This window comes from Streptomyces sp. NBC_01166, from assembly GCF_045039765.1.
In the GTDB taxonomy this organism is placed as follows: Bacteria; Actinomycetota; Actinomycetes; order Streptomycetales; family Streptomycetaceae; genus Streptomyces.
Genome location: NZ_CP108613.1, coordinates 3,713,371 through 3,732,183 on the forward strand (window position 1 = coordinate 3,713,371; position 18,813 = coordinate 3,732,183).

At 66.1% G+C, this 18,813-nt stretch carries 10 protein-coding genes; 2 read left to right on the top strand and 8 right to left on the bottom strand.

Translation table 11 applies throughout. From position 1 onward, the window contains the following. Window positions 1–204: 204 nt before the first annotated feature. The 3 genes from OG379_RS16970 to OG379_RS16980 all read right to left on the bottom strand — a co-directional run bounded on the left by OG379_RS16970 (window position 205) and on the right by OG379_RS16980 (window position 7,264). Window positions 205–1,164 (bottom strand): hypothetical protein, encoded by a 960-nt coding sequence (locus tag OG379_RS16970; protein ID WP_405663649.1) that lies wholly within the window; start codon window positions 1,162–1,164, stop codon window positions 205–207. A gap of 1 nt (window position 1,165) precedes the next feature. Then, window positions 1,166–5,665 (bottom strand): AAA domain-containing protein, encoded by a 4,500-nt coding sequence (locus OG379_RS16975; protein WP_405663651.1) that lies wholly within the window; start codon window positions 5,663–5,665, stop codon window positions 1,166–1,168. A gap of 276 nt (window positions 5,666–5,941) precedes the next feature. After that, a complete protein-coding gene (locus tag OG379_RS16980; RefSeq protein ID WP_405663654.1) occupies window positions 5,942–7,264 on the bottom strand; it encodes a hypothetical protein in 1,323 nt (440 codons plus the stop codon). A gap of 309 nt (window positions 7,265–7,573) precedes the next feature. On the opposite strand from OG379_RS16980, the gene OG379_RS16985 reads away from it, so the two are divergent. Further along, the gene (locus tag OG379_RS16985) at window positions 7,574–7,621 is read left to right on the top strand and encodes a hypothetical protein (protein WP_405668539.1); all 48 of its coding nucleotides are present in this window, start codon (window positions 7,574–7,576) and stop codon (window positions 7,619–7,621) included. A 222-nt stretch (window positions 7,622–7,843) separates the two neighbouring features. On the opposite strand, the gene OG379_RS16990 is transcribed toward OG379_RS16985, so the two are convergent. Then, entirely contained in the window at window positions 7,844–8,248 is a 405-nt protein-coding gene (locus tag OG379_RS16990; protein WP_405663656.1) for a hypothetical protein, read from the bottom strand. A gap of 88 nt (window positions 8,249–8,336) precedes the next feature. Continuing rightward, complete coding sequence (locus tag OG379_RS16995; RefSeq protein ID WP_405663657.1) at window positions 8,337–13,349, bottom strand: hypothetical protein; 5,013 nt, start codon at window positions 13,347–13,349, stop codon at window positions 8,337–8,339. A 544-nt stretch (window positions 13,350–13,893) separates the two neighbouring features. Here OG379_RS16995 and OG379_RS17000 point away from each other — a divergent pair. Further along, window positions 13,894–14,118, top strand: coding sequence for a cold shock domain-containing protein (locus OG379_RS17000; RefSeq protein ID WP_405663660.1), 225 nt, complete (start codon window positions 13,894–13,896; stop codon window positions 14,116–14,118). Window positions 14,119–14,386: 268 nt separating this feature from the next. On the opposite strand, the gene OG379_RS17005 is transcribed toward OG379_RS17000, so the two are convergent. The 3 genes from OG379_RS17005 to OG379_RS17015 all read right to left on the bottom strand — a co-directional run bounded on the left by OG379_RS17005 (window position 14,387) and on the right by OG379_RS17015 (window position 18,749). After that, a complete protein-coding gene (locus tag OG379_RS17005) occupies window positions 14,387–16,684 on the bottom strand; it encodes a rhamnogalacturonan lyase (RefSeq protein WP_405663663.1) in 2,298 nt (765 codons plus the stop codon). Between the two features lie 395 nt (window positions 16,685–17,079). After that, on the bottom strand, window positions 17,080–17,841 hold the full coding sequence (locus tag OG379_RS17010) for a hypothetical protein (protein WP_405663665.1): 762 nt from the start codon (window positions 17,839–17,841) through the stop codon (window positions 17,080–17,082). Next, window positions 17,838–18,749 carry a hypothetical protein gene (locus OG379_RS17015; protein ID WP_405663668.1) on the bottom strand — a complete coding sequence of 304 codons (912 nt, stop codon included), beginning with the start codon at window positions 18,747–18,749 and terminating at the stop codon, window positions 17,838–17,840. The genes OG379_RS17010 and OG379_RS17015 overlap by 4 nt, the downstream gene beginning before the upstream one ends. Window positions 18,750–18,813 lie beyond the last annotated feature (64 nt).

Sequence of the window (18,813 nt, forward strand, 5' to 3'; positions counted from 1 at the left end):
TTTGGCGAGGGCCTGAGAGCAGCGCGGCCGGTCACCGCTGGGCATCGTCAGCTAGTGGCCGCCTGTCCGCACTCCGCACCGCACCTGCGACCACTGCCTCGGCATTCGTCCCCACGCTCGCCAATCGTCACGACGACGATCGGCAACGGCTGCATGGCGGGATACGCACTTCTCCACTTGCGCTGGAATGGGGACACCCCCGGCTCAAGTGGCCGCCACCGCTCCGCCGCCCGACCGACGACGAGCGACGGAGGCTGGCGTTGGGCGTTGTGCGGGGCCGTGGGGGGCACGGCCACGACCTGGCTCTGAGGGCGCAGGCACTGAAACCGAGGCAGGGGGCACTGTCGCTGTCGCCGCGAGATCGTTCAGCGTGGCGTTCACCACCGGCCAGCACATGTCGAGCGTGTCGCGGTTCGGACTGTGTCCGGTCTTCTTCTCCGCCAAGGGATGGACGAGATTCCTGTAGTGCCGGACAAGCTCGGAGGCCAGCTTGGCATCGTGCTCGATCCATTTGTTCTTGAATGCGAACTCCACGAAGTCATTTAGCCCCATGCTTCGCAACGGCTTTGGCATGCGCTCGCCCGTCGTGCGGACCTGTGCCGCATGGGCGAGCACTCCCTCGAGAAGGCTGCCCAGCATGATGATCGCCGACGTGTAGGCGCCGTGCTCGTAGCAGGTGCGTGCCTCGTCCAGCCTAAGCTGCACAGCTGTAGCGAGATCCGGGTCGCTCACCACATCCTTCACAGAGACCTTCAGCTCGACACGCGGCAGCTGCAGTACCTCGTCCTCGAAACCGGCTTCGCAGCGGACGAGGGCCGGCTGACCTCCGTCCTCGCCGATCCGACGCCCGTCGAGCACGAGTACCTCGTTAAGCCGCTTTAGCGTGGCGCGGTACTCGTGCTGTTGGTTGTAGTACTCAAGGCGGTTCGCGAGGCGCAGGATTGCGCGCTTGGCGTCGTCCGTGCCGTCCTCCTGCCGCTCCTTGAGGAGTTCCCGGGCCCACTTGTGTCTAGGTGTGCCGTCGAAATCCGGAACGTCGTCCCAGCCCGCCCGCTGAAAGAACGCAGCAATCTCGTACCCCTTCCGGTAGAGAAGCGACGTCTCGTCCCCGCAGATCAGGTGGGCGATCTCCGTCAGCGTGCTGTCATCAAAAATCTCGTTCACATCAGACTCCTTCGAGATGGACGGACGCATCCTCATCGAGCATGGCGTCGAGTTCATCGGCGGTGAGGTCGGCATCATCCACCTCGACCGGGACCCATGTGCTCGCCGATTCGCCCTGGGTCTGCTCGATGACCCCGGGCCGGATGCCCAGAGCGTCAAGGCGCTTCCACAGCGGCGCTAGCGAATCCTCCGGGGACAGAGCGAACTCGCTACTCCGGACACGCCAAAACTGCCAGCCTGCCCGGCGCAGTTCCCGCTCTCGCTCGTAGTCGTCACGGATCTGGTCAGGGGAGGAGTGATACGGGCTGCCGTCGCACTCCACGGCGAGGCGCCCCGTCTCTCCGACGACGACGAGGTCGATACGTTTGCCGCTGGCCTTCCACTGCGGGACGACGTGATAGCCGTTCTCTTTGATCCTGCGAAATACCCGCTGCTCAAACAGAGAGTCGAACGGTTCGCATCGATCGTCGGGTGACACCGTGGATAGGCCGGGAGAGGTTCCCTGGAGTTCCGGCGGCGCCTGCATATAAGTGAGCAGAGAGTGGCGCAGGTCCTTGCTGCGCAGCTGGTCCGGCGTGACGGAGGTGAACAGCCACATCTGGTCACGGGCCCGGCTGGCGGCCACGTTAAATCGCCTTCCGTCGCCCTGGCCAGTCAGGGCCCGAGTGTTGTCAGCATCGACTACCAGAGAGAGCAGGATGACGTCCCGTTCGTCCCCCTGAAACTGTTCGGCCGTGCCCACTCGCATGTTGTGCCGCTCCTGGACTGCGGAGTCGATCCGTGTGTCGATGAGATTTTCCAGCAGCCGCGTCTGGTGTCCGGAACGGAGCACGATCACTCCAAGACTCTTTTTCGCGTACGCCTTATCCTCTGCGAGTTCCTGCAACTTGGCGACGATGCGCTCAGCCTCTGGCCGGTTGACCAGCGTCTCTCGCCGTCCTTCGCAGTGGCCTTCATGGACGTGGACGACTTCGAGGGGCCGTAGCCGGTCCGCTCCGTACTGCCGCAGGGGTACGAGTTCGTTGTCGGGATAAAACTGAGCGGAGGACCACTTGATGATCTCTGGCATGCATCGGAAGTGCTCGGTGAGTCGGATCGTCTCGCTGAATCGCGCGGACAGCAGGTCGTATAGGTTCGACTTGGGGCTGAGCCCGTCCCGCTGCCAGTCGGTGAGATGGGGCAGGAGTGAGTCGAGGAGTTCGTTGAAGCGCTCGTGCTTACCGCCCGTGTAGAACGGAACACACTGCTTGTCGTCACCGACGACGATGACCCTCGGAGCGAGCCACAGCAGCATCAGGCCGTCCAAACCGACCTGGCTTGCCTCGTCCACGATGACGACATCGAAGGCGTCCGGTTCGGGATCGATCATTTCGGCTACTTGCTTTATCGGCATAACCCACGCCGGCACCGCGTCACGTGCGTCACGCATCGCGGAACGAGCCGCTTTAAGATGCCGTTTGCCGAGTGCCGTCATTCCCCTGCCGGCGTTCGCCGTGGCCGACGCGTAGGCACTCAGCGCCTGCTTCTGGCCGGCCGTCATCCGGTCCAAGCAGTGGTACAGCGCTCTGTCGGCCGCCAGTTGGGTCACCGTGCTCTTCAACTGCGCCTCGACCGCTTCCAGCTCCCCCTCCAGCTTGGGTTCCCTGCCAGGTGTCAGCATCGTGTCCTGGAAGGTACGCGCACGCCGCCATGCCCAGGCACCGTCCAAGTGCACGAGGCGGCTCTCCCAAGCCTCATCGGTCGGGGACTGGGCAAAGCGACGGGACAGTTCGGGGTGATCCCCGGACAGTCGGTCCAGGAGTTTGCGGGCCTCCCGGCGATCGGCCTCGCGATGGAACGCCTCGGTCAGTGACTCGATCGCGGCCACGTACGCTTGCGGATCACGGGTGGTGACGGCTCGGTGCACCTCCGCCAGCTCAGCCACTCCGTGGGCATCGGGTCGCGGCAGCTGCTCGCCGATCGACCGGAGCCTCTCCTCCGCCGCTCGGGCCTGCAGCAGCAGTCCCGCACAGTTCGCCGATGTACGGACGTCGTCCCACTGCTGCGCCGTCCGCACTGTGGCCTTGATTCGGGCCTTGAGTAGAACGTCGTGCAGCGTACGCACGGACTGAGTGAACCCGTCCACCGCACGGAGCGTCGGCACCCGGTCCAGCAGCTCCGACAGAGCGACCTCCGTGGAACCCTCGGCGGCAGGTGCGCCGACACTCTGCCAGCGCTCGTTCAGCTGCCGAACGCACTGGCGTGCGGCCAGGTGAGCCACGAGTGCGGAGATCTCCTCCGGCGTACCGGGCAGTCGCCCGTCCACTCGGCAACCTTGAAGCAAAACTTGGGCTTCCTTCTGGACCGGCTTCGGCACCAATTTCCGCAGCTTGCCGCCACCTCGCAGGAACTGTTCGAGGTCCCTCCCAGCGGCGATGAGGCGCGACTCCTCGGCGAGCGCCACGTCAGGTACGTCGAGCACAGCAAAGGGATTTCGCTGAAGCGCGCTCTGCACCTCCTCAGCGCGTGCGGCCGACCGGCGCACTGCGTCCCACAACTGGCTACGCTGGCCGGCCATACCGTCCCGCAGGGCACGCGTGGTCCATTCGCCCGGCAACCACGCCGCTGGCTCACCTGGTAGCCCTTCACTCTGGAGTGCGTGCTCAGCTGCATCCAGAAGCTCTACCAACGTCGTGATCAGATCGGGCCCCTGATTCGCGAGTTCGACGGACAGCGTGTCGGATGATGCTTCGGCGCAGGAGCGCATCGCTGCGTCCAAGGTGCTGACCGCCTCTTCGAACAACACGGGTGCCACAAAGTCTGCGGGGTCCGGGCAGCGAGCGGCATGCTCTTCCAGCACCTCCGCCCCATGCCGGGCCACTAGACCTAGTAAGCGCTGGGCCTCGTTCTCGCTGAACGAGGGTTCACGCGGTGCCGATGTGGGCAAGGCGGGCATCCAGTCATACTTCGGCGCACCGGCAGCGACGGTCTCCACGATCTCCGCGAGCCGCCCCTCGTAACCCGGTGCCACATCGAGGTGTTCGTACCACTCCGCCTCACGAACAGTGCGGAGTTCGTCCCGAAGCCGCGCGCGGGTGTCAGACAGCTCCGAGCGCAGCGCCTCATGGCCCTTGATCCGAATGTCCAGACGCTCCGTCGACTGGGTGGCACTGAGCTGGGAGAGTGCGCGCACGGACTGCTCAAGGTCACCGCTGCCGTCCTCGCGCCGGCCGCCCTGGAGGACACATAGGCTGCGCAGCTCGGCGGGCAGCTGTTGCCTCAAGACCTTCAGTGCCTGGCTCTTCTCGCTCGTCACGAGCACCCTCTTGCCATCCGCCAACAAGGCACACACGAGATTGGCGATGGTGTGCGTCTTTCCCGTGCCGGGCGGTCCCTGAACGACGACGCCGGTATCGGTCTGAAGGCGCCTAAGCACCTCCCGCTGGGCTTCGTTCGACAGCAGCGGAAACAGTGGGTCGGGGCCGAGGGCGGGGGGCACGTCCCGGCCACCCGCCGTGCCCCACACCCTGCGGTCCTCCGCTTCCAGCTTGTACAACAACTGAGCCAGCCCGAGGGGGGCGATGGCACCAGGCTTGGAAAGGCGGTTCGCGATGCCATCGTAGAAGTTCACGAGGGCGCCCTGGCCCCGCTGACGGAGAATGATCGCCGGCGTGAACCCGAGTGTGGGCACCGGCAGCGCCGGGTCGGCAGGCGGGCGGCCCCAGCCGTGGTGGAACGCCACCGCGCGATCGGTACCAAACGCCCTCTCCGACCAAGCAGCCAGCGCATCCTGGGAGTCACGGGACAGCGGATGGAATCCTTCCGCGTCGACACGGTCCCGCAGCGCGCCCAGTAGCCGTGTGCTGTATCCCTCGTCGGCGTCAAGGAACTCGCTGTCCTCCAGCCGCGCAGGGTCGCCGGACGTGAGAGCGACGGTGATGGTCATATTGGCGGAATTCATGGTGAGCATCAGCGGCGCCGTCAGGATATGCCGGGCTATCCGCGCCGACGGACGCGCAGATCCGATATTCAGAAATCCGGCACCCAGCACAGCCTCGTATTCCTCGCCGTCCTGCTGAATCCTGGTCACCATTCGGTATAGCTGCTGATGAAGTTCCCGATACGGCCGGTCGACACGCTCCTTTTCCGACCACTTACGCCACGCGTCGAGCCATCGCGAGTAGGCCCGCAGCACTTCGTGTGCTTCCTCCCGGAGGATTTCGGAAACCTCGAACAGGTCTCCGTTCTCGTCCTCCTGCCACCCCTGCCCCGGACCCGACTCGGCTAGCGGTGGCGCTTCGGGCGTCGCGGTAGCGGCGGCCTCGGGGTCGACCCATCCCACCAGCACCTCGGGCAGTGCAGGAGCCGGCCTTGGCGGGCGGTGTGGCACCTTGAGCAGCAGCCGGTCACCGTCCGGGTGCCGCTGCAGCCTGTCGTCCGGCACGCTGGAGAGCCAGAGGACCTCCGGATACTTCTGCCAATCCCGCACCGGCTTGTGCGAACCGCGAACAATTTCGCGCATATATTCGATAAGTTGGCGCGCGCGGTGGACCGCCTCTGGATTGTTCGCACGAAGTGCAGCGTGAAGAGACACCTATCCCCCAGGTCATGGTTCGATGGAAAGCCTTCCAGGATGCGAGAAAGGAGTGGTTTCATCAACAGGGACTGGCGAGTAACGACGTAAACAAGCCGCATTCCACGAAGGTTGGCTGTAACCCGGCCAATCGTCAGCCAGCTTGCTCTCGGGTGCTTACTACTGGATTAGGTGACTCCACGCCCCTTTACCGCCGAGGCTGGCTCAGGGCGTCCACAGCGGGGAAACCTGGCGCGTCGTCGACCAATCTGCCAGGAGCGACCTCACACCCCCGGGGACACCGAGTCTCAGCAGGGCCCAGTCGAGTGCAGCGGCTTCGGCATCGCACATTCTGGCGATCAGGTTCGTCTGATCAGGCAGAAGTATCTTCCGGGGGATCACGATCGTCTCGCGGACCCGGTCGAGGGGCAGGCCCCGTTGGAAGCCCTGCGCAGCAGGGCGCAGCGCATCCTCGTCCAACGGGAGCGGCAGGCGTCGGCGGGCCGCGTTCGACACGATGATTCCAGCGACATGGACGTACTCCTCCAAGAGCGGCCCGAACAGATCCGCGAGCGCGTCCGTCTTGGCCGCGAGGGGCATTTCAGCGAAGGGCATCGGAAAGTAGAAGAGGCCGCTGTGGTCCTCCACCCAAATCCACGCAGTGCCAGCCCCCGCCGTTTTGTGGCATTTGCCCCGCACCTTGCCTAGCAGCCGCCTGCCTTGGTCGCTCTCCACGGTCTCCCCGGTCAAGGTGGTGCCTTGGGGCACATTTCCGGGCTGGACGGTCAGCCGCCTCCCGGCGTTGCTGAGAACATCAACCGCAGTCTCCAAGTCCGCGCACTGTTGAGCGGCCTCCTCGGTCCGCTTCTTCCACGTCTCGAAGTCGTCGCCGTTGAGGAGTTCGGGGAAGTCGCCTTCCCAGTGGATGTCGCGGCCCCTGTCCAGGGCAAGGAGGTGGACCCGGCAGTTCTGGCGGAACTTCTCGTAGTCCTGGAGCTTCTGGTCCTCGGCGAAGGTCACGACCTCGATGAAGACCGGACCGATTCGGATATCGCCGGGACCGCCGCTGGCTTTCGTCGGCTCCAGCTCGACCGGGAGTCCCCGGGAGACCCCCATGAGCGCGAGCCGGGCCTGCGTCTGGGTGTGTAGGAACCGGGACAGGGTGATGTCGCGTCGGACATCCCGCCGAACCGACGCAAGGCCAGGCACCCCCGTTTCCTCCAGAAGCGCGTACGTCGCCCACCACCGGACCGCTTCCACCCATGCTCCCTGCTCGGCGCCTTTCATGATCTGGAGTACTGGGGCGGCCCGGCCCAGACCGACGAACGTGTCGCTCGCCCGGCCCGGGGCAAGGGAGGGGGTCACGGCCCTTGGCAGCCAATCGCTGCCAAGGAACGCGGTGAGCCCGGCCACCGCGCGTGCGGTCACCTCGTGGCCTGCGCGCGAGAGATAGTCGGCGCCCTCCGGGCAACCGAACCACGCCTCCCAGTCGATCACTCGGAAGCCCTGGTCGATCGCCAGCCATATCTCTTTGTCACGAGGGTGCATGCCCGTCAGCATGAAGGAAGCGCAACAAGAGCGCGGAGATTTTCCCGAAGCGCGGTTCTCCTTCCCGGCCCGGGGGAGCGAGCTGTCGGTGGAGCGCTGGCGCCGTCAGCGACGCGAGCAGGGCGAAGAGGGTGTCCGGTCGACGCCGAGACGCCCGAGGTTTTCCGCAAACCACATTGCGCAGGTGGAGCTGGAGTTGGAGCGGGAGTTGGAGCGCGGTCGTCCGCTCGCCCATGGCTGCGCTGACCAGCGGTGGACATTGGCCTGGGGGAGGCTCTGATCGGGCGGTTGTTCCACGTCAGCTACACGGTGGAGGGGACATGGCGGCTGCTGAAGCGCCATGGCTGGTCTTGGTAGCAGCCGGCCCAAAGGGCGATCGAACGTGAAAACGACGCAGTGGAGTTGTCAAAGAAGGGGGTGCTGCCACAGAAAAGCACGGCGGCGGCCCGCGATTGCCTGGATTCTCTTCGAGATCGAGGCCACCCAGTCGCTGAGGCCGTCACGCCCGAGGTCCGTTCTGCAGCAGCTCCGCCGACACTGCACAGAAATGAGAGGCCGCGGCGTCTTTCGCCAAGGTGCTCAGGCTGCGGCTTCGCCGGGGTCCTCGTCCTGCGAAGGGTGGACCCAAGTGGTCCCGGGAGCTAGGTCGTCCCCCGTCTCCGCCTTGTACTGCGCCCTCTTTTCATCGCTGGCGTTCCAACCCTCACGGAGCTTCCGAACGTGAGGGCTGGGGGGCTGCCGAGGCTCGCCCATGGTTTCAGCGGTGGAGTCCGGTTCGGAATCCGCGATGTTCTCGACCTCGTACGTCTCGGCGTCATACCTCTCGGTGTCCTGCCTCTCAGCGAGATGGCGGACCACGGCCAGACCCACGGCCAGACCCACGGCTCCTGCGGCGCGGAGCTTCGGCTCGTGCTTCTTGCACCAGTTCTTCGCCTTGGCGAAGGAAGTGGGCTCGCCGTCCTCGCGAGGCGTGGAGTCGTTCACACGCACATTTCTACCGGACCCGTCCCTGACCTGTCAGGCAATCACCCGACATCGCCCAATCAAGTTCAGTAGCGCCCATACGTTGAGTTCACTCTTCAATTCGCTGCAGGCTGGCTGCCCGGTGGTCACCTGCGGCTGCCAACCCGTCGACGAGGCGTCGCCACCGTGCAATCTGATTTGGCGGCATTGCGTCTCGCAAGTGAAGTGTCTTGAGCCAGTCGAGGAAGTACCAGCACTTGTTTGCGATAACGCGATAGTTGCCATCGATCAATTGCTCCGCCAAGTTCAGACCCTTATCTCGCTGCCACGCCAGCGGAGCACATTTGCCGAGTTTCGCAAGTGCGTCGAGGGCCTTGGGTTCCTGCCCAGCAATCCTTGTCCAGCGATCTACGAGGCCAGCGAGGCTGTCGGGGTGTATCCAGCCTTCTCGAGCGCGAGCTAGGGTCGCGTCGATTTCGGTGTCGCTCATGTCGATCTCGGGAGCGGGCAGAAGCGCCCCCAGTGCGTAATCGCCCCAGTGGCGGTCGGTGCGTAGTTCGATGCCGTCACCGATGGCGTCGAGGGCGGCCCCCATGACGACAGACCAAACGTCCAGAAGGGACGGGCGTAGGTCATCCTCGTAGGTGAAAAGCACGGCGAGGTCATGGAGGAAACCGTGCAAGGCCCGACTGTTGGCAGCGAAACACTGCGCGTGCGCCATGAGCGGCTTGGTGTTGCCCTTGATCGCCAGGTCAACGATGACACGAGCACCCTGCTTACTGCGTCGGTTCTCGTACCCTTCCCTCGCCCAGTGGTCGGCGGCGCGGGCGTGGGCGTCAAGCAGGACTTCAGCGAGTCCGTTCGCCTGATCTGCCACACAGCTGTTGCTGAGGGACGCTGAACCGGCAGCAATAAGTGGCGGAATCAGTGACGTCAGATAGAGCCGCTCCGTCTCGACCTCGGGCAACGTCTGCTCGTAGGGACCGTCGAGCCGGGGACGGCCGCGTGAACCAACTACTGGGTCCCAGTCTCCCAAGCGGCAGTCCTCTAGACCCGCCCGCACGACGTTGAGCGCTACTTGGTGGCGGCACGGGCTCGACTGCTGGTCAGCGTCGCACGGGGCACCCCAGACCCGTTCGACAGCCAGGGCAAACGCAATGCGTACCTCGTCGAAGTGGTTCGTGGTGCAGCGGTCCAAGGCGCCGATGATTGCCTGACGATCGAGGTCGACGTCATCAGATGCCACGGCCAAGAGTGCCGGCAGTCCAGTCGCCGCAGATCGATCAGCACCCACCGAGTAGAAGGAAGAAGAGATGTACTCAGCCCGACTCGGTTCGGCGATCGCCTCGATCAGGACATCCGTCGCCCAACGCAAGTCGTCAACCGGCACCTGGATCCGTCCGCGGGCGTGTGCGACGGCTGCGGCAGCAGCGACGGCAGCAATCGGCTCAAGGCGGTTGAGAGCAGGACTGGGTGGGTCGTCGCCCAGGGATCGCGCCAAGGCGATGTCAGCCAGAAGAGTGTCAACCGGGGCAACGCGATCGGCGGATCTGGCGTAGGTGTTCTGCAAGCGCAACGCCTGGCCGGCACGGTCGAACATCTCAGCTTCGGGCTGCATGCGAGTCGCCAGCGGCTCGGGGTGCTGATACTGCACGATCAAGTTGCCAGACTCATCTGTTTCCGGATGAAAATTCTCCGGACTGAACGTCGCCGCCCATCCCCGTACTGAGGTGAGCATCCGATCAACATCCGCACCGCCCTGGGAGTCAGCGACTAGTTCCTCGGCACGACGGATGAGTTCCTCGCCTGTGGCCGCGAGCTCGTTCAGCCTGTTCTGATCACCGGAGAGGGTCGCTCGGATGGTGAGTTCGGCGGCGACGTCACGCAGATTGCTTCGACGGCGAGAGCGTCCCACAAGGTCAGGTTCGTCCGGGCCTTGTACGTACAGCACTCCTTCACCAGCGACTCGCGCGAATTCCAGATGCCATACGTCTGGGTCCCGCATCCAAGGATCCAGCAGATCACCCGCCTGCTCCAGATGCCGCACAAGGAACCCGACCACGAGGCCAGGCATGGCCAGGTTGTTGCAGTCACGCAACAGCAACTGCATAACCCGAGCCATCGAGATATCAGCGATGGCCACAAGCTGGTCCGCGAGGCGCTCAACCGCGAGCAGCGCACTCATACACGGGTACGGGCCGACTGACGACCCTCGATACCAGGCCCATACGTGTTCGTCCCCGACGCAGTGTCTGACACCGACCCCCGGCAAATCCAGATCCACGCCGGTCAGCTCACCTTCGGGAATCTGAACGTGGCTATCGCGGTCTCCGACCCGGATGGCCGCCGCGTGGTCGAGCATCCGATTGATCAACGCCAGCGTGGGCACGGTGCGGGCCTTCAGCAGCTGCCAGAAAGGGCCGTGGTACCAACCTGCCATCCGTTCAGTGATGCCTCCATGAGCACGGTGGTGCCGGATGCCATCATCAAACGGGTACGAACGAAACCCGCCGTATTTAGCCGCCTCGGAGTCGTATCGTTCGATGTAATAGGACTCAGCAAAGACCAAAAGTAGATCCGGCTGATGCCTAGCCATGCCCGTCACAGGCCAGAAATTCTCCACGACAGGGTCGAGACGTGCACCACCGTCGGCAGCAATTCCCCTGAGGAACGCCTCGGCCCGTCCATCGAGATCTGGTCCAAGCAGCGCCAATGCTTCCACAGCAAATTCGTCCCAATGCTCTGGCTCGGCTGCGAGGATGCGGTCCCTCACCGTCTGCCGAATTGGGATGGATGCACCCCCCTCAGCTCTCACCAGTCCGCGCAGCCAGGCCAGCACCAGTTCGCGGATGGCGCGACTCATGTCATAGGTAGCCCGGGAGCTGTCATCGGAGTCGGCATCGTGTTCGCGGCAGAAGGTCAACTCGACCAGCGGCGCAAGCACCACCGGGTCGCCGACGTCATGGGACGCGTAGCGCTGCATGGCCAACCGAACCGTTGTACGCAATCCGGCTTGCCTGTCCTTCTGCAACTCGGGCCATGCCCGGCCGAGGACCTCGCCGGCTGTACCGAGGGTGAGCACTGCTTCCCACGGCACATCCGACCACCGCTCGCCGTGGTCAACCGCGATCTGATCAAAGACGGCACGCAGGTGTGCAAGTGACCGCCTGACGTCAGCAGTAGTGAGTAGCTGGGCCTGGCATGCGACACGTGCGGCACGTAGCGCCCAGCGCGGCGCATCGGCAGCTGAGAGGAGATCGAAGCCTTCCGTGACGAGCAGCCGCACCATTGCCATGTCTCGCACGAGATCGCTGGCAAATCGATCGGACGGGTTCCAGGCACTGGTCGCGTTCAGCGGCGCCAGCAAACCGTCGGAACGCAGGGAAGGCAACGCGGCTGAATCAGGTGGCGCAGAGTTCTCGTGCGGAAGCAGCTGACGCCTGGCCAGTGCACGAAGAGATTGATCACGAGCGTCAGGGGAGGGCCCTCCTGCCACCACCATCTCTCCGCGGCGCACCAAGAGCCCCCAGACGGCAGCGAACAGGTCGGCCTCCGACGCCACTCCTTGAGGGGCCGCCACACTCGGACCTGCACGCAGCAACATGTCAACCAGACCTGGCCTGCCCAGCAACCACTGCGCCCGATCGTCACTGGCCCACCGCTGCAGTTGCGGAAAGACCTCAACCAACTGCGTGATCTCAACCGAGGTCAGCCGAGGGACCTCATGCTCACGAACGAGGTTCTCGATGACCTCGCCGTGCCGCTCCACACTTTCCGCTGCCTGCATGAGGACATCACGTGCGGCTCCGGAACCATCCGTGCGGGTTACCGCCACCACGCCAAGCCCGGCAGTCATGGCCGCCCGCGCAAGGTCAGAGAGCAACCGGGCACGGCCTTCCAACACCGACTCTGCGCCATCAACGACCAGAAGGCGCCCCGTACCGACCGCTGAGGCACCGAGCACCACTGCGAGGCGGGCACCGAGCAGCGTCTCGAATTCCACCAGGGTCGCGGGAATCTCTCGCAGGTTCAGCACTGTGACTGCGACCCCGTCGGCTCGCAGCTGGCCGGCGGTACGCAAGGCCAGAGCCGACTTGCCAGCATCAGGCTCACCGTGAACGATCAGTGCGGTCGCCTGCGATGCAACCGCTCTTGCTTCGGCAGCCAGGGCGCTTCCGGCCTCGACGCGCTCCAACTCAAGGTTCTCGCCAGCGCCGGTCAACCGGAACCGTACGAGATTCTCAGCCGTCTCCGACAAGGCGTCGAGGACACGCCACGCTGCGGGGTGGGACGGGGAGCGGTCAAGAGCCGCAGCCCCGGAAAGCTGCCTTCGCAGCATGCTCTCGGTGACAGTGGCCGCTGCCGGGGCGTACCCCTGAGAGAGCCGGCCCAGCGCTTCGAACAGTGCGTCGGCACCCTCTGCGGAGGAGTCGGGAGCGATACCCCGCAGACGCCCCACGACCGCTGTGCGGTCGGACTCGTCGACTCCCTCCAGCCTCAGCTCCCACAACCAGAGCACGTGCAGGACTCGCCAGGTCAGCTCCGCGTCAGGTGTCTCGGTACGTACCTTCGGGCTGGCAGCCGCCTTAGCGATCAACGCATCCAGATGAGTCAATCGCGTGCGAACAGCGTTGCTCGTACGTCCCGCCTGTTCTACGGCTGCGCGGAACGACTCCTCATCGGGCTGCCCATGAGCGATCACAGCCAGCTCACGCACCTGTTGTACGGCCGGATTGGGACTGGCCACTGCAACTGCCAGGCGCCAGCCTCCCGTACTGGCCTCGTCCCAATGGTCGGTAACAACCCGCAGGTAGGACACAAGTAGGTCCGCTGTGGAATCGTCGCTGGTTACGAAGCTCGGGGCCCTACGCACTCCGATCGACAACCGCCGCTGCGCTCCGTCGGCTGTGTTGCCGACGACGATCAGGTCGTCTACGGCACTGAAATGACTGTCCTGGAAGCGCACTTCCACCGGCGTCACTTCGTCGCCCAAAGCCGGTACTGGATCGCTCAGGAGAAGGTGAGCCAGTAGGACAGCACCGAAACGGTGCTCCAAGACCGTGCCACCGCCACCAGTCGAGTACGGGCTGGCCACCTGTTCCGCTCCGTCGCGCCCCACCATCTCTGCATCATATGGCGCACCACTGACATCGCAGATGGGTACGGCGATAGGAGGTAGTCCCGCCTTCAGTCAACTGCCACGCGACGGTAGGGGCGCCCTCTCGGGCTGGAGAACGGCTGGTCACACGACCGAATGCGTGCGCGATGCGTGCGCGGACGGAGCGGCATACGGTGTCAGGGAGCAGGGGTGGGCGTAAGACCAGGTGGCGCTGACCTGCACGGACAGCACCACCCGGCATGGATGATCACTCCCGATCACAGATTCGATCCCACTCCTAAAGCGGGTGTCGCAGGTTCGAATCCTGCCGGGGGCACAGCACCAAGGGCCAGTTCGGAGGCTTGATCCTCTCGAACTGGCCCTTTCGCATGATCACGTCCGTGCCACGGGTAACCACGGTCGATCACGGGTGCCACGGTGAGCCCCAGGGTTCTCCCTGGCACGCATCTCCGCAGGTCAGTCATCCAATGCAGGCAACAGGACCCGGTGATTCCCAAGCTCAGGTGTCAGACGCGTCCGTACCGGTGGAAGCCGTAGGCCTTCTTCCATGGTGACTGCGACTGTCCGCGAGTGGAACGACGAGGAAGGGTGGGGTGTTCTTGACTCACCCGAGACCCCCGGCGGCTGCTTCGGCCACTACGCCGAGATCCAGGCGACCGGCTTCCGCACGCTGTCGGCCGGCGAGCAGGTCGAACTCGCATGGGAAGCCCCTGGCTTCAAGCAGGACGGGTACGACTACCGCGCGGTGAGCATCGTGCCTCGGGCTGCCTGACATCCACAGCTGACATCAGCGACGGCGTATGTCCACGGTCCCCAGCAGTCCGCAACGCCACCGCACTCTTCACCGCGGGCAGTAGCTCCAGGTTGATCGCGCTCCTGAAGCGCGAATCGCAGGTTCGAATCCTGCCGAAGGCACAGGCGAAAGGCCCCGGACCGATCATGGTCCGGGGCCCTTTGCCGCCAGGTGCGGCAGCGGCCACGAATGTGATGACGCGCGACCCTCCGTGCTTCGAGCGGCACGGAGCCGCCGTAACGCTGGTTCAGCGGCGGCGGCCCGGCAGCGGGACCTCGGACCAGTCGGTGTCCGAGGCCAGGTAGAAGCCCGGGTACGCCGGTTGGTTGTACGCGGTCTGCTGCCGCGCCACCTCGGCGCGGTACTGGGCGTCGTGCATCAGCGTGTACATCTTGTGCCCGGTGACCTCGGTGCTGAGGAACATGCGGATCGCCGAGCTGTCCGCCGTGCGCACCAGCATCTCCTCGCGCCAGTCGCCGAAGACGTCGGCCACCAGCGAGGGGTTGCCCTTGGTGCCGTTGTTGGTCCTGGTGGCCGTGGCGGTCAGCAGGGTGCCGCGCCGCCAGTCGTTCACCGTGGGCGTGGTCTCGCCCGAGCCGTCGACCAGCTGGGTGGTCAGGTCGCCCGCCCACCTGATGCTCATGTTGGTGCCGGGGGTGGCCGTTCCGACCGGTTCGCCGGCCGCGGTCCACAGCCCGGAGCCGTCCGAGCCGTCCGGCATCGAGGCCCAGGTCTCGAGGCCCGGGTGACTCGGGTCCACATCGCCGACCATGCCGCGCCCGGTGTCCCGTCCGCTGTACGCGCCGTACAGCACCTCGCCTGTCGCGGCGTCACGCAGCGCGTAGCCGTAGGGCGCCGAGGTGCCACCCTCGTGCACGGTGTAGATCTCCATGCCGGGGCGGTCGGGGTCGATGTCGGTCACGTGCATGGCGTCGCCGTGGCCGAGGCGTGCGTCCTGGCCGGGGGCCGGGCTCTGGGGCGGCATGGCGTCGGAGGAGCTGTAGAGCAGAGTGCCGTCGTCGTCGACGGTGGCAGAGCCGTAGACGATCTCCTGGCGGCCGTCGCCGTCCACGTCGGCGGCGCTGAGCGAGTGGAAGCCCTGGGTGGTGAGGGTGCCGAACTCCGGATCGGTGCCCTCGACACCGTGCGGGGAATCGTTGAACGGGTTGGACATCGGAGTGAAGCCGCTGTCCACGTCCCAGTCCTTGCGCAGGCTTCGACCGTCCCACCGGTAGGCGGCCATGGTGGTGCGGGTGTAGTAGCCGCGGGCGAACACCGCGGAGGGGTGTCGGCCGTCGAGGTAGGCGACTCCGGACAGGAAGCGGTCGACCCGGTTGCCCGGCTCGATCCGGCTCATGGCGTAGTCGCCCCACATCAGCCCGTCGTCGTGCCGGCCGGGCTCGTAGCGGACGGTGTCCAGCTCGCGGCCTGAGGCGCCGTCGAAGACGGTCAGGTATTCGGGCCCGTCGAGGATGAACCCCTCGAAGGCGCGCAGATTGTTCCTGGTGCTGCGGCTGGGCGCGTAGACATCGATGAAGTGGTCCGCCAGTGCCTCGGCGTCCGCCTGGGAGAGCGGGTAGGCGTAACGGTCCTCGATGCCGAACGCCGACTCCAGGGTCGCGGGCCAGTTACCGGCGGCGACTTCGGGGTGCTCGTGCCAGTGGCGGAACATCTCGACCAGGTGGTCGTAGTAACCGGCCGCGCTCAGGCGATAGTCGTCGGTGTTCGCGTACCCGGCCCGGAGGTCGGCGCGGGGCATGGTGATGTACCGCTCGGAGGCGACGCTGCCGTCCGCGCGGTAGCGGATGCTCCTGGTGCCGGGGGCGGTCTTGAACATCATCTCCGAGCGGCCGTCGCCGTCGAAGTCGTAGACCAGGAACTGGGTGTAATGGGCGCCCGCCCTGATGTTGGGACCCAGGTCGATACGGTTCAGCAGCGTGCCGTCGAGCCGGTAGGTGTCGATGTAGGTACGGCCGGTGTACCCGACCTGGGAGACGTCCTTGGCGTTGGACGGGTCCCACTTGACGACGTACTCGTACTGGCCGTCGCCGTCCACATCGCCGACGCTCATGTCGTTGGCGGAGTAGGTGTAGGCCTCGCCCGCGGGTGTGACGCCGCCGGCGGGCTTGCGCAGCGGCAGGTCGTAGAACCCGTCGGCCCACGGCGAGACCGGGTCACTGCGCCGGGCCTCCCGGCCGTCGACGATGGCGGCGACGCGGTACTCGGCGTCGGAAGCGCCTTGCCGGTCCAGGTAGTTGGTGCTCTCCGTGACGGTGGCTATCGGCCTGCCGTCACGGTAGACCCGGAAGTCGGCGCCGGCCAGGCCGGTGTCGGTGTGCCCGGTGGCCTCCGGGCCGAGGAGCCGCCAGCTCAGGAACACTCCCTCGGCGCTGGACACGGCGACCAGTCCCCGGTCCAGCCGCTCCAGTTGCGTGCCTCTCGCTCCCTGCCCCGCCGGACCGGACTGGGCTGCCTGCGCATCCACTCCCATGCCGACGGCCAGCACCCCCGTCAGCAGCGCGACAGCCCATCTCCGTGTCTTCATCGACAACCTTCTTACGCCGGGGGATGATTCGTTTCATTGAGTCGTTTCAATTCTGGCCAGGCGCGACAGTACGAGGGGTCCGGACACCCGTCAAGACTTCGCACCGCCATCCGAAGTCGTCCACCGCGAACACCGGGACGGAGCGGCCGTCTGCCGGCCGAGCGCGTCGTCCCATGGCACCGATGTCGTCCCCGGCCCGCCGCACCAAGCCGCATCGCGGTGCTCGACGGCTACCGGGCGGCTCTGCGGGTGCCGCTCGCCGCGGTCGTGCTCGCGATGCTCATCAGCGGCTTCCGGATGCGCCCCCGTAAATCTGCCGGCAGCCAGGTGAACGGTGAGGGTGGACGGTCGGCCGACGACCGTACGCCCCGAACTCCTCACCGCTCATGAGCCGTTCACGCGAGCAGACCGACGAGCCGTTCACGGACGTTGTCCTTGCCCCCCTCGGGGTCCGGCACCAGCTTCTCCCGGTCGCCGGGGCTCCGGACAAGGGCATGCAGCCGTCCGCCACTGCGGGCCAGCACCAGATCCCTGCTGCTGCCCGCGGTCTCGGCCGATCCCTGCGCCGTGTAGTCGGTGACGGTGATCAGCGCGGAGCGCTCCGAGGCGGCGAGCACGGCCTCGGTGTCCACTGCCTTATCGGGATCCGCCGACGAGCCTCGCGGCAGCCACTCGGTGAGCGTGTCCAGGGCTTCCTTGAGCTTGTACAACCCCAACTGGTGGACGCCGAGCGCGTCGATGCGGACCATGAGGCAGATCCGCTCGGGTTGGGGGAGCAACAGGATCCGCCACGGCTCACCCGGACCCGACCCGGTCGTGCGGGCGTCGAGCACCTTGCGGGCCCTTTGCTGGAACGCCACGGCGATGCCCAGGTCTCCCTGCACCTGGACCTGCTCGCCCGTGTCACCCGCCAGCAGCAGCTGCCGGGCCGCCAGCGAGCGGACGGCCTCGGCGATCACCTCGTCCGACGGCCTGGCCTCCAGGAAGTCCACGATCGCGTCCACGGCGGTGAGCTCCGCGACGGTGTACGCACCGAGCAGCACCGGACCTGTGTCGACCAGGTTCACCACGGCCGACACCAGCCCCGGCGGGGCGGACGCCGCACCCGCGTCCGACGGTTCCGCAGCGGGGACCTCGCGCTGGTCGTCGTCACTCATGACAACCCTCCCGGCTGCAACAGTGGGACCGCAGGCGGTACGCGACTCTCACGGAGCACCGCGGCGGCGCTGCGTGAGAGGGTCTCGGTCACCCACACCTCGGAATTGCCGAACAGCCCACGGCCCGCCCTGCCGGACAGCGACTGTCCCAGCTCGCCGGCCAGGTCCTCCCGGTCCGGGGGCGGGAACCGAGCCGCCAGGTCCGTGGAGACGGCGGTGGCGTCGTCGCTCTCCTCGATCCGGCGCAGCGCCTGGGTCAGCACCCGCGCGACCGGAGGCTTCAGGGACGTCGGCACGGCAAGGAACGGCGCCAGGTAAAGCGGCCGCCGTTCGGTCATCCGGGACAGCCCCCAGGGCCCGACATTGCTGCGCGTGATCCGGTAGACGACATAGTCCATGAGGTGGCGGAGGTCGCTCACGCTGGGCAGCTTCCGCCCGCCGAAAGCGGCCGGTGTCTTCTCCAGCTGCACCCAGGTGCCCTGGGCGGTGCGCCCGTGCAGCTTCTCCCGCACCACGGCCCCGCGCATCCCGATGTCGGGATAGAGCGCCTTGTCGATGTCACGGTGGTGGCTGGACAGGCGCTCGTGACTCACCTCGGCGAACCGCCAGTCCTCGTACAGCTGCGGCTCGTCCACCAGCACATGGCCGCCGCACAGCACGTCGTGCAACTGGGGCACCTGCAGTCCGTGGCGCTCCAGATCCGAGAGGACCGCCGCTTCCTCCGGGCCGAGGCGGCGAGCTGCCGCGACCAGCCCTTTCCGGTAGGCCCCTGCCTGCGCGGTGATCTCGATCATGAGCCGGACCCGGGTGCGCACCCGCTCGGCCCGCCGGTCACTCACACTGTCCGAAGCCGCCCCGCCGGACCGCCTCAGATGGGTGACCGATGTCAGTGCGTGCTTTCGCTCCACGTCGCCAGTACAGCACGGCGGGCCCGTGCACGCACCAGTTCGGTGCCCCCGCCGGGGCGGGCAC